The sequence below is a fragment of the Microbacterium maritypicum genome (genome assembly GCF_008868125.1).
GTDB classification, from domain to species: domain Bacteria; phylum Actinomycetota; class Actinomycetes; order Actinomycetales; family Microbacteriaceae; genus Microbacterium; species Microbacterium maritypicum.
Genome location: NZ_WAAQ01000001.1, coordinates 2,093,616 through 2,110,382, shown reverse-complemented (window position 1 = coordinate 2,110,382; position 16,767 = coordinate 2,093,616). Strand labels below are relative to the sequence as shown.

General features: G+C 65.6%; 18 protein-coding genes. 8 read left to right on the top strand and 10 right to left on the bottom strand.

Annotated elements, in window-relative coordinates:
- The first annotated feature begins 43 nt into the window (after positions 1-43).
- The 4 genes from erpA to F6W70_RS10220 all read left to right on the top strand — a co-directional run bounded on the left by erpA (position 44) and on the right by F6W70_RS10220 (position 3,624).
- On the top strand, positions 44-406 hold the full coding sequence (erpA, locus tag F6W70_RS10235; protein ID WP_017830247.1) for an iron-sulfur cluster insertion protein ErpA: 363 nt from the start codon (positions 44-46) through the stop codon (positions 404-406).
- A 140-nt stretch (positions 407-546) separates the two neighbouring features.
- Entirely contained in the window at positions 547-1,449 is a 903-nt protein-coding gene (gene ctaC / locus F6W70_RS10230; RefSeq protein WP_055867399.1) for an aa3-type cytochrome oxidase subunit II, read from the top strand.
- Positions 1,450-1,452: 3 nt separating this feature from the next.
- Complete coding sequence (gene ctaD / locus F6W70_RS10225; protein ID WP_373695310.1) at positions 1,453-3,186, top strand: aa3-type cytochrome oxidase subunit I; 1,734 nt, start codon at positions 1,453-1,455, stop codon at positions 3,184-3,186.
- Positions 3,187-3,189: 3 nt separating this feature from the next.
- On the top strand, positions 3,190-3,624 hold the full coding sequence (locus F6W70_RS10220) for a cytochrome c oxidase subunit 4 (protein ID WP_017830250.1): 435 nt from the start codon (positions 3,190-3,192) through the stop codon (positions 3,622-3,624).
- Between the two features lie 68 nt (positions 3,625-3,692).
- Here F6W70_RS10220 and F6W70_RS10215 read toward each other — a convergent pair whose 3' ends face one another.
- From F6W70_RS10215 to ctaE, 7 genes are all read right to left on the bottom strand, one after another.
- A complete protein-coding gene (locus tag F6W70_RS10215; protein ID WP_055867402.1) occupies positions 3,693-4,112 on the bottom strand; it encodes a rhodanese-like domain-containing protein in 420 nt (139 codons plus the stop codon).
- A 116-nt stretch (positions 4,113-4,228) separates the two neighbouring features.
- Positions 4,229-4,741 (bottom strand): GNAT family N-acetyltransferase, encoded by a 513-nt coding sequence (locus F6W70_RS10210; RefSeq protein WP_151486534.1) that lies wholly within the window; start codon positions 4,739-4,741, stop codon positions 4,229-4,231.
- A 2-nt stretch (positions 4,742-4,743) separates the two neighbouring features.
- Positions 4,744-5,148 (bottom strand): RidA family protein, encoded by a 405-nt coding sequence (locus F6W70_RS10205; protein ID WP_151486533.1) that lies wholly within the window; start codon positions 5,146-5,148, stop codon positions 4,744-4,746.
- A gap of 81 nt (positions 5,149-5,229) precedes the next feature.
- Positions 5,230-7,041, bottom strand: coding sequence for a cytochrome bc1 complex cytochrome b subunit (qcrB, locus tag F6W70_RS10200; RefSeq protein ID WP_055867417.1), 1,812 nt, complete (start codon positions 7,039-7,041; stop codon positions 5,230-5,232).
- Positions 7,038-8,114: a cytochrome bc1 complex Rieske iron-sulfur subunit gene (qcrA, locus tag F6W70_RS10195; RefSeq protein ID WP_151486532.1), complete on the bottom strand. Its 1,077-nt coding sequence runs from the start codon at positions 8,112-8,114 to the stop codon at positions 7,038-7,040. The genes qcrB and qcrA overlap by 4 nt, the downstream gene beginning before the upstream one ends.
- 36 nt (positions 8,115-8,150) lie before the next feature.
- Positions 8,151-8,954 carry a cytochrome bc1 complex diheme cytochrome c subunit gene (gene qcrC / locus F6W70_RS10190; protein ID WP_151486697.1) on the bottom strand — a complete coding sequence of 268 codons (804 nt, stop codon included), beginning with the start codon at positions 8,952-8,954 and terminating at the stop codon, positions 8,151-8,153.
- A 20-nt stretch (positions 8,955-8,974) separates the two neighbouring features.
- Positions 8,975-9,628, bottom strand: a complete 654-nt coding sequence (ctaE, locus tag F6W70_RS10185; protein ID WP_131491265.1) for an aa3-type cytochrome oxidase subunit III — start codon at positions 9,626-9,628, stop codon at positions 8,975-8,977.
- A gap of 192 nt (positions 9,629-9,820) precedes the next feature.
- Here ctaE and trpD point away from each other — a divergent pair, with 192 nt between their 5' ends.
- Together trpD and F6W70_RS10175 are read left to right on the top strand one after the other, a co-directional pair.
- Entirely contained in the window at positions 9,821-10,891 is a 1,071-nt protein-coding gene (gene trpD / locus F6W70_RS10180) for an anthranilate phosphoribosyltransferase (RefSeq protein WP_151486531.1), read from the top strand.
- Between the two features lie 2 nt (positions 10,892-10,893).
- The gene (locus F6W70_RS10175; protein WP_206516679.1) at positions 10,894-11,880 is read left to right on the top strand and encodes a PHP domain-containing protein; all 987 of its coding nucleotides are present in this window, start codon (positions 10,894-10,896) and stop codon (positions 11,878-11,880) included.
- A gap of 18 nt (positions 11,881-11,898) precedes the next feature.
- Here the strand turns inward: F6W70_RS10175 and F6W70_RS10170 are convergent, their stop codons facing one another.
- A complete protein-coding gene (locus F6W70_RS10170; RefSeq protein WP_151486530.1) occupies positions 11,899-12,837 on the bottom strand; it encodes a 5'-3' exonuclease in 939 nt (312 codons plus the stop codon).
- Positions 12,838-12,926: 89 nt separating this feature from the next.
- Between F6W70_RS10170 and F6W70_RS10165 the strand changes: the two genes are divergently transcribed.
- Positions 12,927-13,652 carry a hypothetical protein gene (locus F6W70_RS10165; protein ID WP_151486529.1) on the top strand — a complete coding sequence of 242 codons (726 nt, stop codon included), beginning with the start codon at positions 12,927-12,929 and terminating at the stop codon, positions 13,650-13,652.
- A 15-nt stretch (positions 13,653-13,667) separates the two neighbouring features.
- Here the strand turns inward: F6W70_RS10165 and F6W70_RS10160 are convergent, their stop codons facing one another.
- Positions 13,668-14,444, bottom strand: coding sequence for a hypothetical protein (locus tag F6W70_RS10160; RefSeq protein ID WP_318278854.1), 777 nt, complete (start codon positions 14,442-14,444; stop codon positions 13,668-13,670).
- A 14-nt stretch (positions 14,445-14,458) separates the two neighbouring features.
- Positions 14,459-15,010: a hypothetical protein gene (locus F6W70_RS10155; protein WP_318278853.1), complete on the bottom strand. Its 552-nt coding sequence runs from the start codon at positions 15,008-15,010 to the stop codon at positions 14,459-14,461.
- A gap of 239 nt (positions 15,011-15,249) precedes the next feature.
- Here F6W70_RS10155 and rpsA point away from each other — a divergent pair, with 239 nt between their 5' ends.
- Entirely contained in the window at positions 15,250-16,704 is a 1,455-nt protein-coding gene (gene rpsA / locus F6W70_RS10150) for a 30S ribosomal protein S1 (RefSeq protein WP_017830264.1), read from the top strand.
- Positions 16,705-16,767 lie beyond the last annotated feature (63 nt).

Here is a 16,767-nt window from a genome sequence, read left to right as displayed (position 1 = left end):
CGTCCGAGAAGCCGTGCACCTGCGGCCCGTCACAAGGAGCGACATGAGCGACACCACACTCTCCCCAGAGACCACCCGCGCACACGGCGTCACCCTGACCGACGCTGCCGCCACGAAGGTGAAGAACCTCCTCGAGCAGGAAGGCCGCGATGACCTGCGTCTGCGCGTCGCGGTGCAGCCGGGCGGGTGTTCGGGGCTGATCTACCAGCTCTACTTCGACGAGCGCTACCTCGAGGGCGACGAGACCGTCGACTTCGACGGCGTCGAGGTCATCATCGACAACATGAGCGTCCCGTACCTCGACGGAGCGGCGATCGACTTCAAGGACACCATCTCCGAGCAGGGGTTCACGATCGACAACCCCAACGCAGCGGGCAGCTGCGCCTGTGGCGACAGCTTCCACTGACCCTCGCTTCGCCGACTCGGCCGTCGTCACCACTGGTGACGACGGCCGTTCTGGTTCCGGAACCTGCGTGGATGGCATGAATCAGGTGTGAGGTTGCCCTAGACTTGGGTGTGCTCTGTTCGCGATCTGAAAGGTGCATCGTGCCCTCGAAACGCAGCCTTCGTTGGGCCGCCCTCCCTGTGGGAGTTGCGGCAGCCTTGGCCCTGGCGGGATGCTCTCCCACCGAGCTGAACGGCTTTCTTCCGGGCTTCGTGGAGGGTGGCCCCGCAGCCACCAACCAGACCGAGCGCGTCTCCTCGCTCTGGGTGAACTCCTGGATCGTGCTTCTCGCCGTCGGCATCATCACCTGGGGCCTGATGGCCTGGGCTGCGATCGCCTACCGCCGCCGCAAGGGCCAGACCGGTCTTCCGGTGCAGATGCGCTACAACATGCCGATCGAGATCTTCTACACGATCGTGCCGCTCATCCTCGTGCTGGGAATGTTCTTCTTCACCGCTCGTGATCAGACCGAGATCGAAGCCAAGTGGGACCAGCCCGACGTCGAGGTCACCGCGATCGCGAAGCAGTGGGCGTGGGACTTCCAGTACGACGGCGACGAGAAGGACAACTCCGACGCCGTGTGGACCATGGGCATCCAGGCCCAGCCCGACAAGGACGGCAACATCGACCAGGCGCAGCTGCCGACGCTGGTGCTGCCCGTCGACAAGAAGGTGACGATCAACCTTCAGTCCCGTGACGTCATCCACTCCTTCTGGATCATCGACTTCCTCTACAAGAAGGACATGTTCATCGGGAAGGACAACTCCTGGTCGTTCATCCCGACGCGAGAGGGCGAGTACGCCGGTAAGTGCGCCGAGCTCTGCGGCGAGTACCACTCGATGATGCTCTTCAACGTGAAGGTCGTCTCGCAGAGCGAGTACGACTCCTACCTCGCGTCGCTCGAGGAGCAGGGCAACACCGGTGACATCACCGGCGCCTACGACCGTCTCTCGAACCTCCCGGGGACGACCCCGAAGACCGACACCGAGGAAGGAGGGGAGTAAGCCATGTCGACCACAGAAGCTCCCCGTACCGACGAGTCTCCCCGCTCGCGTCCTAACACCCTGCCTGCACGCCAGGCTGCTCTGATGAGCTCCTCGCGTGTGGAGCAGAAGGGCAACATCGTCGTCAAGTGGATCACCTCCACGGACCACAAGACCATCGGGTACATGTACCTGATCGCCTCGGTGATGTTCTTCCTGCTCGGCGGCGTGATGGCACTCGTCATCCGTGCCGAACTGTTCGCGCCGGGCATGCAGATCATCCCGACGAAGGAGCAGTACAACCAGCTGTTCACGATGCACGGCACGATCATGCTGCTAATGTTCGCGACGCCGCTGTTCGCCGGCTTCGCCAACGCCATCCTGCCGCTGCAGATCGGTGCTCCCGACGTCGCCTTCCCGCGTCTGAACGCCTTCGCGTTCTGGCTCGTCCTCTTCGGCTCCACCATCGCGGTCGCCGGCTTCCTCACCCCGCAGGGCGCGGCCTCCTTCGGATGGTTCGCCTATCAGCCGCTGGCAGGAGCATCCTTCTCGCCCGGGGCGGGTGGAAACCTGTGGATGGTCGGACTCGGCATCTCCGGTTTCGGAACGATCCTCGGTGCCGTGAACTTCATCACGACGATCATCACGATGCGTGCGCCCGGCATGACGATGTGGCGCATGCCGATCTTCTCGTGGAACACGCTGATCACGAGCCTGCTCATCCTGATGGCGTTCCCCGTTCTCGCAGCCGCGATCTTCGCTGCAGCGGCAGACCGCATCCTGGGCGCTCACATCTACGACCCGGCCAACGGTGGCGTCCTGCTCTGGCAGCACCTGTTCTGGTTCTTCGGTCACCCTGAGGTGTACATCATCGCGCTGCCGTTCTTCGGCATCGTCTCCGAGATCTTCCCGGTCTTCAGCCGCAAGCCGATCTTCGGATACAAGACCCTGGTCTACGCGACGATCGCCATCGCGGCGCTCTCGGTCGCGGTGTGGGCTCACCACATGTACGTGACGGGCTCGGTCCTGCTTCCGTTCTTCGCGCTGATGACCATGCTGATCGCCGTGCCGACGGGTGTGAAGATCTTCAACTGGATCGGCACGCTCTGGCGAGGGTCCGTGACATTCGAGACTCCGATGGTCTTCTCCCTCGGCTTCCTCGTGTCCTTCGTCTTCGGTGGTCTGACCGGCGTCATCCTGGCAGCACCGCCGCTGGACTTCGCCCTCTCCGACTCGTACTTCGTCGTCGCGCACTTCCACTACGTGGTGTTCGGAACCGTGGTGTTCGCCATGTTCGCCGGCTTCTACTTCTGGTGGCCGAAGTGGACCGGACGCATGCTGAACGAGCGCCTCGGCTACGTGCACTTCTGGCTGCTGTTCATCGGCTTCCACATGACCTTCCTCATCCAGCACTGGCTGGGCGTTGACGGCATGGTGCGTCGCTACGCCGACTACTCGGAGGCGGACGGCTGGACCTGGCAGAACCAGGTCTCGACGATCGGTGCGATCATCCTCGGCGCCTCGATGCTGCCCTTCTTCCTGAACGTCTGGATCACGGCGCGCAAGGCTCCGAAGGTCACGGTCAACGACCCGTGGGGCTACGGCGGATCGCTCGAGTGGGCGACCTCCTGCCCGCCGCCGCGACACAACTTCACGTCGATCCCGCGCATCCGCAGCGAGCGTCCTGCGTTCGATCTGAATCACCCCGAAGCCGCCGAGTTCGCTACGACGGCTCCCGGCGAGCGAGAGGCCCACTAAGTCATGCGCGACAATGTCATTCTCTGGTGGATCCTGACGGCGTTCTTCGCCCTCGTCGGTGTGGTCTACACCGGCTGGCACATCCTGGCCACGCCGGCGGACAACTTCGCCATGCGGATCGAGTGGGTCGGAACGGTCGCCCTGTTCTTCGGCGCCTTCATGGGAGCCATGATCGCGTTCTACCTCGACCGCACGCACAAGGCTCAGCGGGGCGAGCTTCCCGAGGACATCCTGACGTCCGACATCGATGACGGTGACCCGGAGCTGGGCGAGTTCAGCCCGTGGTCCTGGTGGCCGATCGTGCTGGCGGCCTCGGCGGGAGTCTTCGTCGTCGGTCTCGCGGTCGGACACTTCCTTCTGCCGATCGGTCTCGCGATCTTCGTGGTCGCCATCGTCGGCTGGGTGTACGAGTACTACCGCGGCAACTTCGCCCGCTGATACTTCCTCATCGAAGAAGGCCCCCGGATTCCTCCGGGGGCCTTCTTCGTGTGCGGACGGCGCCGCGATCAGGCGCGGGCACGGATGCGGGGGATGCCGGTCAGCGGATCGACCGGACGGTGGTGGACGCCATCCGAGTCCTCGACCGCGTACCCTTCTCTGACCCAGTACTCGAAGCCGCCGATCATCTCGCGGACTCGGTAGCCGAGACGGGCGAACTCGAGCGCGCCCTTCGCGCCGGCGTTGCATCCGGGACTCCAGCAGTAGACGACGACGTCAGCGTCCTTCGGCACCTCCGCGGGTGCACGAGCGGAAATCTCGCTGTAGTGCATGTGCACGGCGCCGGCGACGCGGCCCTGCGCCCAGGCTGCGTCGGAGCGGACGTCGACGACGACGATGCTCTCGCCTGACTCCAGGGCGGCATGCACGTCGCTGGGGTCTGTCTCATAGGCCAGCTTGGCAGCGAAGAAGTCAGTGCGATCGATCATGACCTCAGCCTAGGGAGGCGGCGGCGTCGTCCCCAGCGGATTCCGGTCGGCCGGCGTCCGATTGCCGTCAACGACAGTCGGACAGAGCGCGTGATGGTGCTCGGAGCGCCGACTGGTCAGAGCGTGGCGGTCATCTGCACACGAGGTCCGTGCTCGAAGAGTCCCAGACTCTCTTCGATGGCCACGAGCTCTCGGAGCAGCGCCGTGTCCGGTTCGCTCTCGACAAAGCCGCACGAAGCGTAGAACGGCGCGTTCCAGGGCACGTCGGTGTAGGTGCGCAGCGTGACGTCGGTGTGGCCGCGTCGCCGCGCCTCCGCCAGCGCGGCCGTGACGAGCTGACGACCGATGCCACGACGTCCGAACGAGGGGAGTACCGAGAGCTGCTCGAGATGGGCGTGTCCGTCGATCTCGAGGACATGGACGTAGCCGACGACGATCGGTGCCGCGACGTCGTCGGTGAGCTCGGCGACCAGGACGAACCCCGGTGACTCCGTACGATCCTGCGGCGGCGTCGGGGGAGGCCAAGTGACCGCGCCGAACAGGTCGATGAGCAGGGCATCGGCGGCGCGTTCGATCTGTTCGGTCAGAGCATCGTCCCTCGGCGTGGAAGGGCGTATGACGATGTCCATGATCAGTCGGTGACGGCGGCGATCGCTTCGATCTCCACGAGCTGATGGTCGTAGCCGAGCACGGTGACGCCCAGGAGGGTGCTGGGGACGTCGTGAGCGCCGAAAGCGGCATGGACCACGTCCCATGCCGTCACGAGGTCGGCTTGCGCGGAGGAGGCCACCAGGACCCGGGTGCTGATGACATCCGTGAGCGTGGCGCCGGCCACGTCGAGCGCCGCGTGCAGGGTCTCCACACAGCGCGCCGCCTGGGCCGCGTAGTCGCCCGGTGCCGCGGTCGTGCCGTCATCGTTCAGGGGGCATGCTCCGGCGAGGAAGATGAGCCGGGATCCCGCCGGTGCGGTCGCGGCGTAGGCGTAAGGAGTGTCGGCGAGGGAGGTGGCGCGGATCAGCTGGACGGCGGATGACATGGGTGGATCCTCTCATTCGGGTACTAACGATGAAGGCCCCGTCCGTATGGACGAGGCCTTCATCAGATGGGGGAGTGGCGACTACTCGCCGTCCTCCGACTTCTTGCGAGGCTTCTTCACCGGCTCGGTCGCGATGACCGTGCTGGGGGTGTTCGGCGTCTCGTCGACGTGCGTCTCATCGACCGTGAGCGGGGCGTCGGGGAAGCCTGCGCGCTCGTGAGCGCCCTGGATCTCCGCGGCCTCGGTCTCGTCGTTGTGAGCCGTGACGTGGTGCTGGTGAGCGTCTGCTGCCTCGACCTCGGCCTGCGTGAGCGGTGCCAGGCGGTCTTCGAAGAACCAGCGGGAGATCGAGGAGCGGAGGTTCTCCGTCCACGGGATACGTCCCTTGGCGTTCGGGCGTACCACGAGGGGCTCGTACGTGTCGACGTCGATGAGCTTCCAACGGTCGTACTTGTCGACCGGCTGGTGCACCTCGATGAACTCTCCGCCGGGAAGGCGGACGATGCGACCGGACTCGAAGCCGTGCAGCACGATCTCGCGGTCCTTCTTCTGCAGCGCGATGCAGATGCGCTTCGTGACGAAGTAGCCGAGGATCGGGCCCAGGAAGAGCATCGCCTGCAGCGTGTGGATGACGCCTTCCATCGTGAGCATGAAGTGCGTCGCGATGAGGTCGGACGAGGCTGCAGCCCACAGCACCGCGTAGAAGATGACGCCGGCCACACCGATCGCCGTGCGCGTCGCGGCGTTGCGCGGGCGCTGAGCGATGTGGTGCTCGCGCTTGTCGCCCGTGACCCACGCCTCGATGAAGGGGTAGATCGCGACGAGCACGATGAACAGACCGAGCACGAGGACCGGCGCGATGATGCCGAACGACCAGGTGTGGTCGAGGAAGACGATGTCCCAGTTCGACGGTGCCAGACGCAGGGCGCCGTCGGCGAAGCCGATGTACCAGTCCGGCTGCGTGCCGGCGGAGACGGGGGACGGGTCGTACGGTCCGTAGTTCCAGATCGGGTTGATCTGGAAGAAGGTCGCGATCAGCACGATGGTGCCGAAGACGATGAACAGGTATCCGCCCATCTTCGACATGTACACCGGCATCATCGGGTAGCCCACGACGTTGTCGTTCGTGCGGCCGGGGCCGGCGAACTGCGTGTGCTTGTTGATGATCATGAGCATCAGGTGCACCACGATCAGTGCGATGACGAGCATGGGCAGCAGCAGGATGTGCAGCGTGTACAGGCGTCCGACGATGTCGGTACCGGGGAACTCTCCGCCGAAGAGGAGGAACGAGGTCCAGGTGCCGATCAGGGGGAGGCCCTTGATCATGCCGTCGATGATGCGAAGACCGTTGCCCGAGAGCAGGTCGTCGGGAAGCGAGTAGCCGGTGAAGCCCTCTGCCATGGCGAGGATGAAGAGGATGAAGCCGATCACCCAGTTGAGCTCACGCGGCTTGCGGAACGCACCGGTGAAGAACACGCGGAGCATGTGCACGCCGATTCCGGCGATGAACACCAGCGCGGCCCAGTGGTGGATCTGACGGACCAGCAGACCGCCTCGCAGGTCGAAGGAGATGTGCAGCGACGATTCCAGCGCTGCGGACATCTCGATTCCACGCATCGGCGCGTAGGCGCCGGTGTAGTGGGTCTCGACCATCGACGCGTCGAAGAAGAACGTCAGGAAGGTTCCGGAGAGGAACACGACGACGAAGCTCCACAGCGCGATCTCGCCCAGCATGAACGACCAGTGGTCGGGGAAGATCTTGCGTCCGAGCTCCTTGACGAAGCCGGAGAGGCTGGTGCGCTCATCGATGTAGTTCGACGCGGCACCGACGAAGCGGCCGCCGAGAGGTGCCTTGGTGTCGTTGTCGTCTTTGGACAGCGTTGCGGTGCTCAATGGCGCTCCCAGAAGCTCGGGCCGACGGGTTCCGTGAAGTCGCTGCGTGCGATCAGGTAGCCCTCGTCATCGACGGTGATGGGCAGCTGCGGCAGCGGACGTGCCGCCGGGCCGAAGATGACCTTTGCGTGGTCCGTGACGTCGAACTGCGACTGGTGGCACGGGCACAGCAGGTGGTGGGTCTGCTGCTCGTACAGTGCCACGGGGCAACCGACGTGCGTGCAGACCTTGGAGTAGGCGACGATGCCGTCGTAGGACCAGTCCTTGCGGTCCTCGGCCTCGATCAGCTGCTCGGGGCGCAGACGCATCATCAGCACGATGGCCTTGGCCTTCTCCTCGAGGTAGCCGTCGTGGTGGCTCAGCGTCGCGAGCTCTTCCGGGATCACATGGAACGCGGAGCCGAGCGTGACATCAGCGGCGCGGATCGGGGTGCCGTCGGGGTCGCGCACCAGGCGCGCTCCCTCTTCCCACATCGTGTGCTTGAGCAGCACGACCGGGTCGCCCGCCGTGGGGTCTTCCGGAGTGGAGTGCGGCGCCAGGCCACGGAACAGCGTCACGCCGGGGATGATCGAGGCGACGATCGCTGCGAACAGCGAGTTGCGGATCATCGAGCGACGACCGAAGCCGGACTCCTCGTTCGCGTCGGAGAAGGCCTTGATGGCAGCTTCGCGCGTTGCATCCGTGCCACTGGTGGGGTGGCGGTGCTCGATGAACTCCTTGTCGGACATGAGCGCCTTGGACCAGTGGATCGCACCGATACCGAGGGCCAGCAACGCGAGGGCGATGCCGAGACCGATGAAGAGGTTGTTCTGCCGGATGTCGATGAGCGCGCCGCTCTCGATCGGGAACAGCATGTAGGCGGCGACCGCCCAGATGCTGCCGGCGAGCGAGAGGTAGAACAGCGTGTAGACAGTGCGGACAGCGGCCTTCTCAGCGCGCGGGTCCTTATCGGTCATCCGCTCGCGGTGCGGCGGAAGCCCGGGGTTCTGCACGGGATCGCTGACTGCGACACCCAGCCCCGGAGAGGGCTGGTAGGCCCTGTCAAGAGCCTGCGAGTCGTCGTCGTGTGCCATGGTGCTCCTCGTACGTTCCTCTTCGATGATTAAGCGTCAGTTGGACTTCGCCGTGATCCACACGGTGACGGCGACGAGTGCGCCGATACCGAAGATCCACACGAACAGGCCCTCGGAGACCGGTCCGAGCGAGCCGAGCGAGAATCCGCCGATCTGCACGGACTGCTGCTGGAAGAGCAGCGCCGAGATGATGTCGCGCTTGTCTTCGTCGGACAGGTTCATGTCGCCGAAGACAGGCATGTTCTGCGGGCCGGTGACCATGGCCGCGTACATGTGCAGTGCGCTGGTCTCGCTGAGTCCGGGGGCGTACTTGCCCTCGGTGAGCGCTCCACCGGCGGCGGCCACGTTGTGGCACATCGCGCAGTTGACGCGGAACAGCTCCGCGCCCTTGGACACGTCACCCTTGCCGTCGAGGATGTGGTCCGACGGGAACGTCGGGCCGGGTGCCTCGGACTGGACGAAGGACGAGATCGCGAGGATCTGGTCCTCCGTGAACTGCGGTGCCTTCTGCGGTGCCTGCGGTCCCTGCATCTGCAGGGGCATGCGACCGGTCGACAGCTGGAACTCGGTTGCCAGTTCGCCCACGCCGTAGAGGCTGGGGCCGTTGGCCGTTCCCTCCAGGTCGAGACCGTGGCAGGTGGCGCAGTTGGCCGTGAACAGCTTCTCGCCGTCTTCAACGGTCAGCTGCGAGGTCGCGGCCGACTGGGTGTCGGATGCAGCGAACGCGGCGGTCGCTCCGGCGTACACAGCGCCGGTGATCATGAGGCCTGCTCCGATGAGCGCCGCTGCCGCCAAAGGGCTGCGACGACCGCCGGAACGGCGCTTCTTCTCTCGTGCCATCTCGGGGATCAGCTCCGCTCTCATTTCAGGAAGTAGATAACGAGGAACAGCACGATCCAGACGACGTCGACGAAGTGCCAGTAGTAGGACACCACGATCGAGGAGGTCGCCTCCTTGTGCCGGAAGTTCTTGACGGCGTATGCACGGCCGATGACGAGCAGGAACGCGACCAGACCACCGGTGACGTGCAGGGCGTGGAAGCCGGTCGTCAGGTAGAACGCGGAAGCGTAGGAGTCGGCGCCGATCGGCATGCCTTCAGCGACCAGCTGGGCGTACTCCCAGACCTGGCCGGAGACGAAGATCGCGCCGAGGGCGAAGGTGAGGAAGAACCACTCGACCATTCCCCAGCCGAACAGGCGACGGCGTCCGGCGCCGTTCTTCTGTCCCTTGCCGATCTTGTAGGGCTGCAGGTCCTCCGCCGCGAACACGCCCATCTGGCACGTGAACGAGGAGAGCACGAGGATCGCAGTGTTCACTGCGGCGAACGGGACGTTCAGCAGCTCGGTCCGGTCTGCCCACAGCTCCGGGGAGGTGCTGCGGAGGGTGAAGTAGATCGCGAAGAGTCCCGCGAAGAACATCACCTCACTGCCGAGCCACACAATGGTGCCGACAGCTACCGGGTTGGGCCGCTTAATCGTTCTCGCCGCCGGGGCATACGTCGCTGAGGTCGTCACCCCTCCATTATGGCCGATCCGCGGGCGTGATTCTTGCACCGACGGCCCTCGAATAGCCTGCCTTGGACTTAGGGGACCCTAAGAAAACACTGCGAATACCCGGTGAATCCGCGGGAAACAAGGGGTGAGGCCCCTGTGCACGTGTGTTCGGAAGCATCTGCATGTTTTCTCTGCGCCGATAGGATCGCACACATGGCTGATTCCCTGACCTGGTCCGACGTGCTCACCACTCTGTTGGAGCGCCGTGATCTCAGTGTGTGGGAGTCCACGTGGGCCATGCGTCAGATCATGCAGGGAGGCGTCACCGAAGCGCAGTTGGCGGGCTTCCTCGTAGCCCTCCGTGCGAAGGGGGAGACGATCGACGAGATCGTCGGCTTCCGCGATGCGATCCTCGAGGCTGCGGTTCCCCTTCCCGTCTCACCCGACGTGCTGGACATCGTCGGAACCGGTGGTGACCGAGTCGGCACGGTGAACGTCTCGACCACGGCGGCGATCATCATCGGCGCGACGGGTGTGCCCGTGGTCAAGCACGGCAATCGCGCGGCGAGCTCCGCCTCCGGGTCCTCCGACGTGCTGGGGGCCCTCGGGCTTGAGCTGTCCCTCGACCCTGCCGCCGTCGCATCCATCCTCGACCGCACCGGCATCACCTTCGCCTGGGCCGGAGCCTTCCACCCGGGCTTCAAGCACGCCGGTCCCGTGCGGGCGGAGCTGGGAGTGCCGACCGTCTTCAACATGCTCGGACCGCTGTGCAACCCCGCTCGTGCCGAGGCCAACGCGGTTGGCGTCGCGCAGATCGAGCGCGTCCCGCTGATCACGGGTGTGTTCCGTACTCGTGGTGCGACGGCGCTCGTCTTCCGTGGCGATGACGGACTCGACGAACTCACCACCACCGGACACAGTCGCATCTGGGAGGTCACCCGCGGGGACATCCACGAGCACGACCTCGACCCCCGCGACCTCGGCATCCCGATCGCTGATCTCGCCGACCTCATCGGCGGCTCGCCCCAGCACAATGCGGAGGTGCTCCGGCGCACCTTGGCGGGGGAGACCGGCGCCGTGCGTGACATCGTGCTGCTCAACGCCGCGGCGGGCATCGTCGCCTTCGAGCTCTCGCAGGATGCCACTCAGGTGCAGCGGCCGATCCTGGAGCGCCTGCGTGAAGGCTACGACAAGGCGTCGGCGGCGGTCGACGACGGTCGCGCCCTGGCGAAGCTCGACCAGTGGATCTCGGTGAGTCGCGAACTGGCTGCTCCGAAGGAGTGACCGTGGACCCCGTCGACGCGCTGCTGGAGATCGCCTCTCTGCTGGAGCGCGAGCGGGCGTCGCGCTATCGAGCGAAGGCATTTCGTCAGGCCGCGGCGACACTGCAGGACCTTCCCGACGACGTCCGCGCCGATCCCACCCGACTGCGTGCGGCGAGGGGCATCGGCGAGTCGACGTTCGCGGTGATCCGTCAGGCCCAGGCGGGGCAGATTCCCGACTATCTCGTCGAGCTGCGGGGAGATGTCGAACCCGAGCGCGTCTCCGAGCTTCGCGCGAAGCTCCGCGGCGACCTGCACGCGCATACCGACTGGTCCGATGGAACGACTCCGCTCTCGGTGATGGCTGCTGCTGCACGCGCCCTCGGGCACGAGTATCAAGCGATCACGGATCACTCGCCACGCCTTCGGGTGGCCAGAGGGCTCTCTGCGGAGCGGCTGCGCGAGCAGATGCCCCTCGTGCGTGCGGAATCCGGCGACGGTTTCACCCTTCTCACCGGCATCGAGGTCGACATCCTCGAAGACGGGGCGCTCGATCAGGAAGACAACCTGCTCGCCGAGCTCGACATCGTCGTGGCATCGGTCCATTCCAAGCTGCGCATGGACTCGCGTCCGATGACCGCGCGGATGATCGCCGCGGTGTCACACCCGAGGGTGAACGTGCTCGGACACTGCACAGGTCGACTCGTACAGGGCGAGCGGGGCACGCGCCCGCAGTCGGCATTCGATGCGGCAGCGGTCTTCTCCGCCTGCGCCGACAACGGAGTGGCCGTCGAGATCAATTCCCGGCCTGAGCGTCAGGATCCGCCGGATGAGCTGATCGCGATCGCCCTGGAGGCGGGATGCCTGTTCTCCATCGATTCGGATGCTCATGCTCCCGGCCAGCTCTCACTGCTGGACCACGGCGCCGAGCGCGCGGAGCGGGCGGGGATCCCCGCGTCGCGGATCGTGACGACCTGGGGGCTCTCGCGTCTGCTCGCCTGGGCGGAGTAGACCCGCTCCGTCGCCCTGTCAGCCGGCTTTGAGCGCGGCGTTGGACACCGCGGCGACCGCACGCGTCATGGAGCCGCCGAGGTTCCACTTCTCCGCGAGTGCCGTGGCCGCGTCCACCTCTGCGGGGTCGAGCACTCGAAGCGGAACGTCGGGTGCGGTGAGGGGGAGGGAGGTGGCGACGGCCACCACCGTCGGCGCGACATCGAGGTAGGCGGATGCCGCGAGCAGCTTCGCACGCACTCCGGCGCTCATGCCCTCGCCTGCCTCCGCGGCGGCACGGATGCCCTCGAGATCGGCGTGAGCCTGGAGCAGGGTCGCCGCGGTCTTCTCGCCGACGCCAGCCACCCCGGGGAGTCCGTCTGAGGCATCGCCGCGCATGGTGGCGAAGTCGGCGTACTGCGAGGGGAGCACGCCGTACTTCGCGACCACCGTCGCATCGGTCACGATCTCGAGGTTACTCATGCCGCGTGCGGTGTAGATGACCCGCACGTCGCGGGCGTCGTCGACGAGCTGGAACAGGTCACGGTCGCCCGTGACGATGTCGACCGGCATCGTCGCGGTGGTCGCGAGCGTGCCGATCACGTCGTCGGCCTCGTGCTCCGCGACCCCGACGATGGGGATCCCGATCGCCGCGAGCGTCTCGCGGATGAGGGGGATCTGGGCTTCGAGAGGGTCGGGAACCTCTTCGACGTCTGGCCCGCTCTCGACGACTTCGACGACGCGGTGCGTCTTGTAGCTGGGGATGAGGTCGACGCGCCACTGCGGGCGCCAGTCGTCGTCCCAGCAGGCGACCACATGAGTGGGCTCGTAGAACGTGACGAGCTTGGCGATGATGTCGAGCAGACCGCGTGCTGCGTTGATCGGCGAGCCGTCCGGTGCGGTCACCTTGTCGGGGACGCCGTAGAAGGCACGGAAGTAGAGGCTGGCGGTGTCGAGCAGCATGAGGCGATCGGTCACGAACGACAGTCTGGCACGGGCATGTGGCGCGGGCCGGCGCTTGTCGGTCGCGGACTGAGACGATCCGCTCGGTGGGGACACTCACGGGTATGAAAGCTCCTCTTCGCACGTTCTCGTCTCTCGTCCTGGGCGGGGTGGTGCTCGCCGCGGCACTGACCGGATGCGCGACGTCGGCGGGAACTTCTCCGGTTCCGGAGTCGACGTCCGATCCGAACACCTCTGACACGTCATATGCCCCGAAGGCGGCGTGGCTCGATGGAACGTCATTTGTGTTGAAGACATGGGGCGATGCGTGCGTGCCGCAGATCGGGGACATCGTCGCGGGGGATCAGTCGCTCGAGATCGTGCTCGTCGACGGGGAGGACGAGGCGTGTGCGGACGTGCAGACCGCGCACGGAACCTACATGGGCTTGCCGGCCGGGTTCGATTCCTCACGCCCGGTGGAGCTGACGGTGACCGACGCGGCAGGCGTGAAGAGCGAGCTCACTCTGCCCGGGCTCGCGGACGGGGAGATCATCCCTGCGGACAGGATGTCTCCGCAGACACCGGCGGCGACGTGGATCGATGAGCGCGAGCTCGCGATCCTGACATGGGGGTCGTCGACGTGTATGCCGGCCGCCGGAACCGTCGAAGTCGTCAGCGAGACGGAGGGGATCGTCCGGCTGGAGCCGAGCGCGAACCAGGTCTGCACGATGGATCTGGTTCCGCAGGTCACGTTCGTGCAGGCGGAGGGCGTCGCCGCGGATGCGAAGCTGACGCTGGAAGGCTATGTGGATGCGGACGGTGCTCCGGTCGTCGTGACCGCCGTGCGCTAGTCCGGGTGCGTCGTCTCAGCAGCCGGGTGCCGACGGTCGCTGCGCGCAGGTGAACGCCACGAGCGCGGTGTGCGCCTCGAAGATGCGTATCTCCCGCGCGGGGCCGCGGATCGTGAGGTCGCCGACCACCGGGAACCAGCCGCCGCCGAGGTCGACTTCGGCGGCGTAACGGACCGTGACGTGCGCCTGGTAGGTGCCCCGTTCGCTGTACACATGGCTGGTGGAAGTGGGGGTGAACGGTGATTGACCGAGCGCCGACCACGTCTGTCCGCCTGTGCTCGAAGTGGCGGACGTGCCGTCGCCGTGCACGAACTCATAGCCGACAGGCGTGAAGCGCACGCTGAGCGGTGCGCCGAAAAGCGTGCCAGAGCGCGTGTGCACGGATGCCGCTGCGATGAAGTTCGTCGGCATCCCGGCCACGCCGACGTTGTCGGGCTCGCCCTCGTTCGCGACCGGATCCGGAGCGAACTGCGCCAGGTCGTCGATCGTGATCGCCGGGGCTGCAGGAGAGTCGGTGCCCGGTGACGACGGTTCCTCATCGATGACGGTGCGGAAGCAGCCGCGGGAGCTGTTCCAGTCGTCGAGACATGAGTCGAAGTCGAACTCGTGCACGGGGAAGGCGGGAAAGGACGGGGAGTCGGGGCGCGGCGCGCTGTCGCGGGGGCCGTCGGACGAGGTCTGGGTCTGCGTGCCGGAGATGACGACTGCGTGGTCGTCATTGCCGACTGCAACGTCCGCTCCTCCAACACCCCCGCAATCGCTACCAGCCGCCAGCGAGGCAAGAATAGCCATCACGGCGGCTGTTCTCATCCGGAGCATGCGGTTCCAGGGTCTCGGTCCGCACGGTCCACTCGCAGGCGTCCGTCTGACAAGACGAACGTGACGCGGAGCGGGTTCATGTCGGGACGGTCGGGGGAAGTTACCGAGTTGCCGGATTCATCGACAACGTCGGAGCCACTCACATCAACGCAGACCGATGCCTCTACCTGCTCAAATGATGAATGACTGCTGATTCCGTCGAACCGGACTACGGTCATCTGTCCCGTGAACGCATACTTCTCGGCATGGAGCTCGGACAGCGTCTGACGATCCGCCGCCTCAAAGTCACCACTTGTGAGATCGAACACAGGCTCAAAAGTGGCCGGGTCGTCGAGGTCAACGGCATTGAGAGCATCTGTATAGGCCCGATACGTCTCTTCTGCGGCGGCGAAGGCTTCTTCCTCCGAGGCGAAGACTGCGGTGGGGGTGGGCGTCGGCTCGGGCGTCGGCGCGCAGCCCGCGAGCATCACGACGATCGAGACCATCATGAGCGCACCGGAACGACGGGGAATGGCGGAGGAAGCTGTCGGCGGGATCACCCAGTCACGGTAACCCGGAGGGTCGACGGCCCGTGTGAGTTATCCACAGCGCGATGCTCGGGGGAATCCGACTCCTGCAGTGTCGGAACTTCTGATAGCGTTAACTGTCACTCGTGGCGCGCATACGCGTGCCCTCGTGGCGAGAAAACCAAAATCCAACTGCTGTGAAGCATGCAGTCGGCCGTGCGCGGCCGTTGCCTCCCAGCCCGAGTCTCCATTCAACAAGGACAACCCACTACATGACTACCGCAACGACCGCCCCGGCCACCAAGCAGGTCGCCATCAACGACATCGGATCTGCTGAGGACTTCCTGGCCGCGGTCGAGAAGACCCTGAAGTTCTTCAACGACGGCGACATCATCGAAGGCACGATCGTCAAGATCGACCGCGATGAGGTCCTCCTCGATGTCGGCTACAAGACCGAGGGTGTCATCCCCTCGCGTGAGCTCTCGATCAAGCACGACGTCGACCCCAACGAGGTCGTCGCTGTCGGCGATCTGGTCGAGGCCCTCGTTCTCCAGAAGGAGGACAAGGAAGGCCGTCTGATCCTCTCCAAGAAGCGCGCACAGTACGAGCGTGCCTGGGGAGACGTCGAGAAGATCAAGGAGAACGACGGCGTCGTCACCGGTACGGTCATCGAGGTCGTCAAGGGTGGACTCATCGTCGACATCGGCCTCCGTGGCTTCCTCCCGGCTTCGCTCATCGAGCTGCGCCGCGTCCGCGACCTCACGCCGTACCTCGGCCAGGAGATCGAGGCGAAGATCCTCGAGCTCGACAAGAACCGCAACAACGTCGTCCTGAGCCGCCGCGCGCTGCTCGAGCAGACGCAGTCGGAGTCGCGCACCACGTTCCTGAACAACCTGCACAAGGGTCAGGTCCGCAAGGGTGTCGTCTCGTCGATCGTCAACTTCGGTGCGTTCGTCGACCTGGGTGGCGTGGACGGCCTCGTGCACGTCTCCGAGCTGTCCTGGAAGCACATCGAGCACGCCTCCGAGGTCGTCGAGGTTGGCCAGGAGGTCACCGTCGAGATCCTCGAGGTCGACCTCGACCGCGAGCGCGTCTCCCTGTCGCTGAAGGCGACGCAGGAGGACCCGTGGCAGGTCTTCGCCCGTACCCACGCGATCGGTCAGGTCACGCCGGGTAAGGTCACCAAGCTCGTTCCGTTCGGTGCGTTCGTTCGCGTCGCAGACGGCATCGAGGGCCTCGTCCACATCTCCGAGCTCTCCAGCAAGCACGTCGAGCTGGCTGAGCAGGTCGTGTCGGTCGGCGAAGAGGTCTTCGTCAAGGTCATCGACATCGACCTCGAGCGTCGTCGCATCTCGCTGTCGCTGAAGCAGGCCAACGAGTCGGTCGACCCCAACGGCACCGAGTTCGACCCGGCCCTGTACGGCATGCTCGCCGAGTACGACGAGAACGGCGAGTACAAGTACCCGGAGGGCTTCGACGCCGAGACCGGTGCGTGGAAGGAAGGCTTCGACGCCCAGCGCGAGGCATGGGAGCAGGAGTACGCTGCAGCCCAGGCTCGCTGGGAGGCGCACAAGGCTCAGGTCGTCAAGGCGGCCGAGGCCGAGGCTGCGGCCGGAGACGACTTCGGTGGCCAGTCCTTCACCAGCGAGGCTGCCGGCGCCGGCACCCTCGCGGACGACGAGGCTCTCGCCGCTCTGCGCGAGAAGCTCTCGGGCGGCAACGCGTAAGCAGCATTCTGAAACGGGTCGTCACCTCGCCTTCGGGCGGGTGTGGCGGCCCGTTTCGCATGT

Bases quoted from the DNA above. Each gene is read 5' to 3' on its own strand.
- F6W70_RS10220 (WP_017830250.1), top strand. From the start codon at position 3,190: ATGCGCGACAATGTCATTCTCTGGTGGATCCTGACGGCGTTCTTCGCC.
- trpD (WP_151486531.1), top strand. From the start codon at position 9,821: ATGGCTGATTCCCTGACCTGGTCCGACGTGCTCACCACTCTGTTGGAG.
- qcrC (WP_151486697.1), bottom strand. From the start codon at position 8,954: ATGGCACGAGAGAAGAAGCGCCGTTCCGGCGGTCGTCGCAGCCCTTTG.
- ctaD (WP_373695310.1), top strand. From the start codon at position 1,453: ATGTCGACCACAGAAGCTCCCCGTACCGACGAGTCTCCCCGCTCGCGT.
- F6W70_RS10160 (WP_318278854.1), bottom strand. From the start codon at position 14,444: ATGGCTATTCTTGCCTCGCTGGCGGCTGGTAGCGATTGCGGGGGTGTT.
- qcrA (WP_151486532.1), bottom strand. From the start codon at position 8,114: ATGGCACACGACGACGACTCGCAGGCTCTTGACAGGGCCTACCAGCCC.
- F6W70_RS10205 (WP_151486533.1), bottom strand. From the start codon at position 5,148: ATGTCATCCGCCGTCCAGCTGATCCGCGCCACCTCCCTCGCCGACACT.
- F6W70_RS10210 (WP_151486534.1), bottom strand. From the start codon at position 4,741: ATGGACATCGTCATACGCCCTTCCACGCCGAGGGACGATGCTCTGACC.
- F6W70_RS10165 (WP_151486529.1), top strand. From the start codon at position 12,927: ATGAAAGCTCCTCTTCGCACGTTCTCGTCTCTCGTCCTGGGCGGGGTG.
- erpA (WP_017830247.1), top strand. From the start codon at position 44: ATGAGCGACACCACACTCTCCCCAGAGACCACCCGCGCACACGGCGTC.
- F6W70_RS10215 (WP_055867402.1), bottom strand. From the start codon at position 4,112: ATGATCGATCGCACTGACTTCTTCGCTGCCAAGCTGGCCTATGAGACA.
- rpsA (WP_017830264.1), top strand. From the start codon at position 15,250: ATGACTACCGCAACGACCGCCCCGGCCACCAAGCAGGTCGCCATCAAC.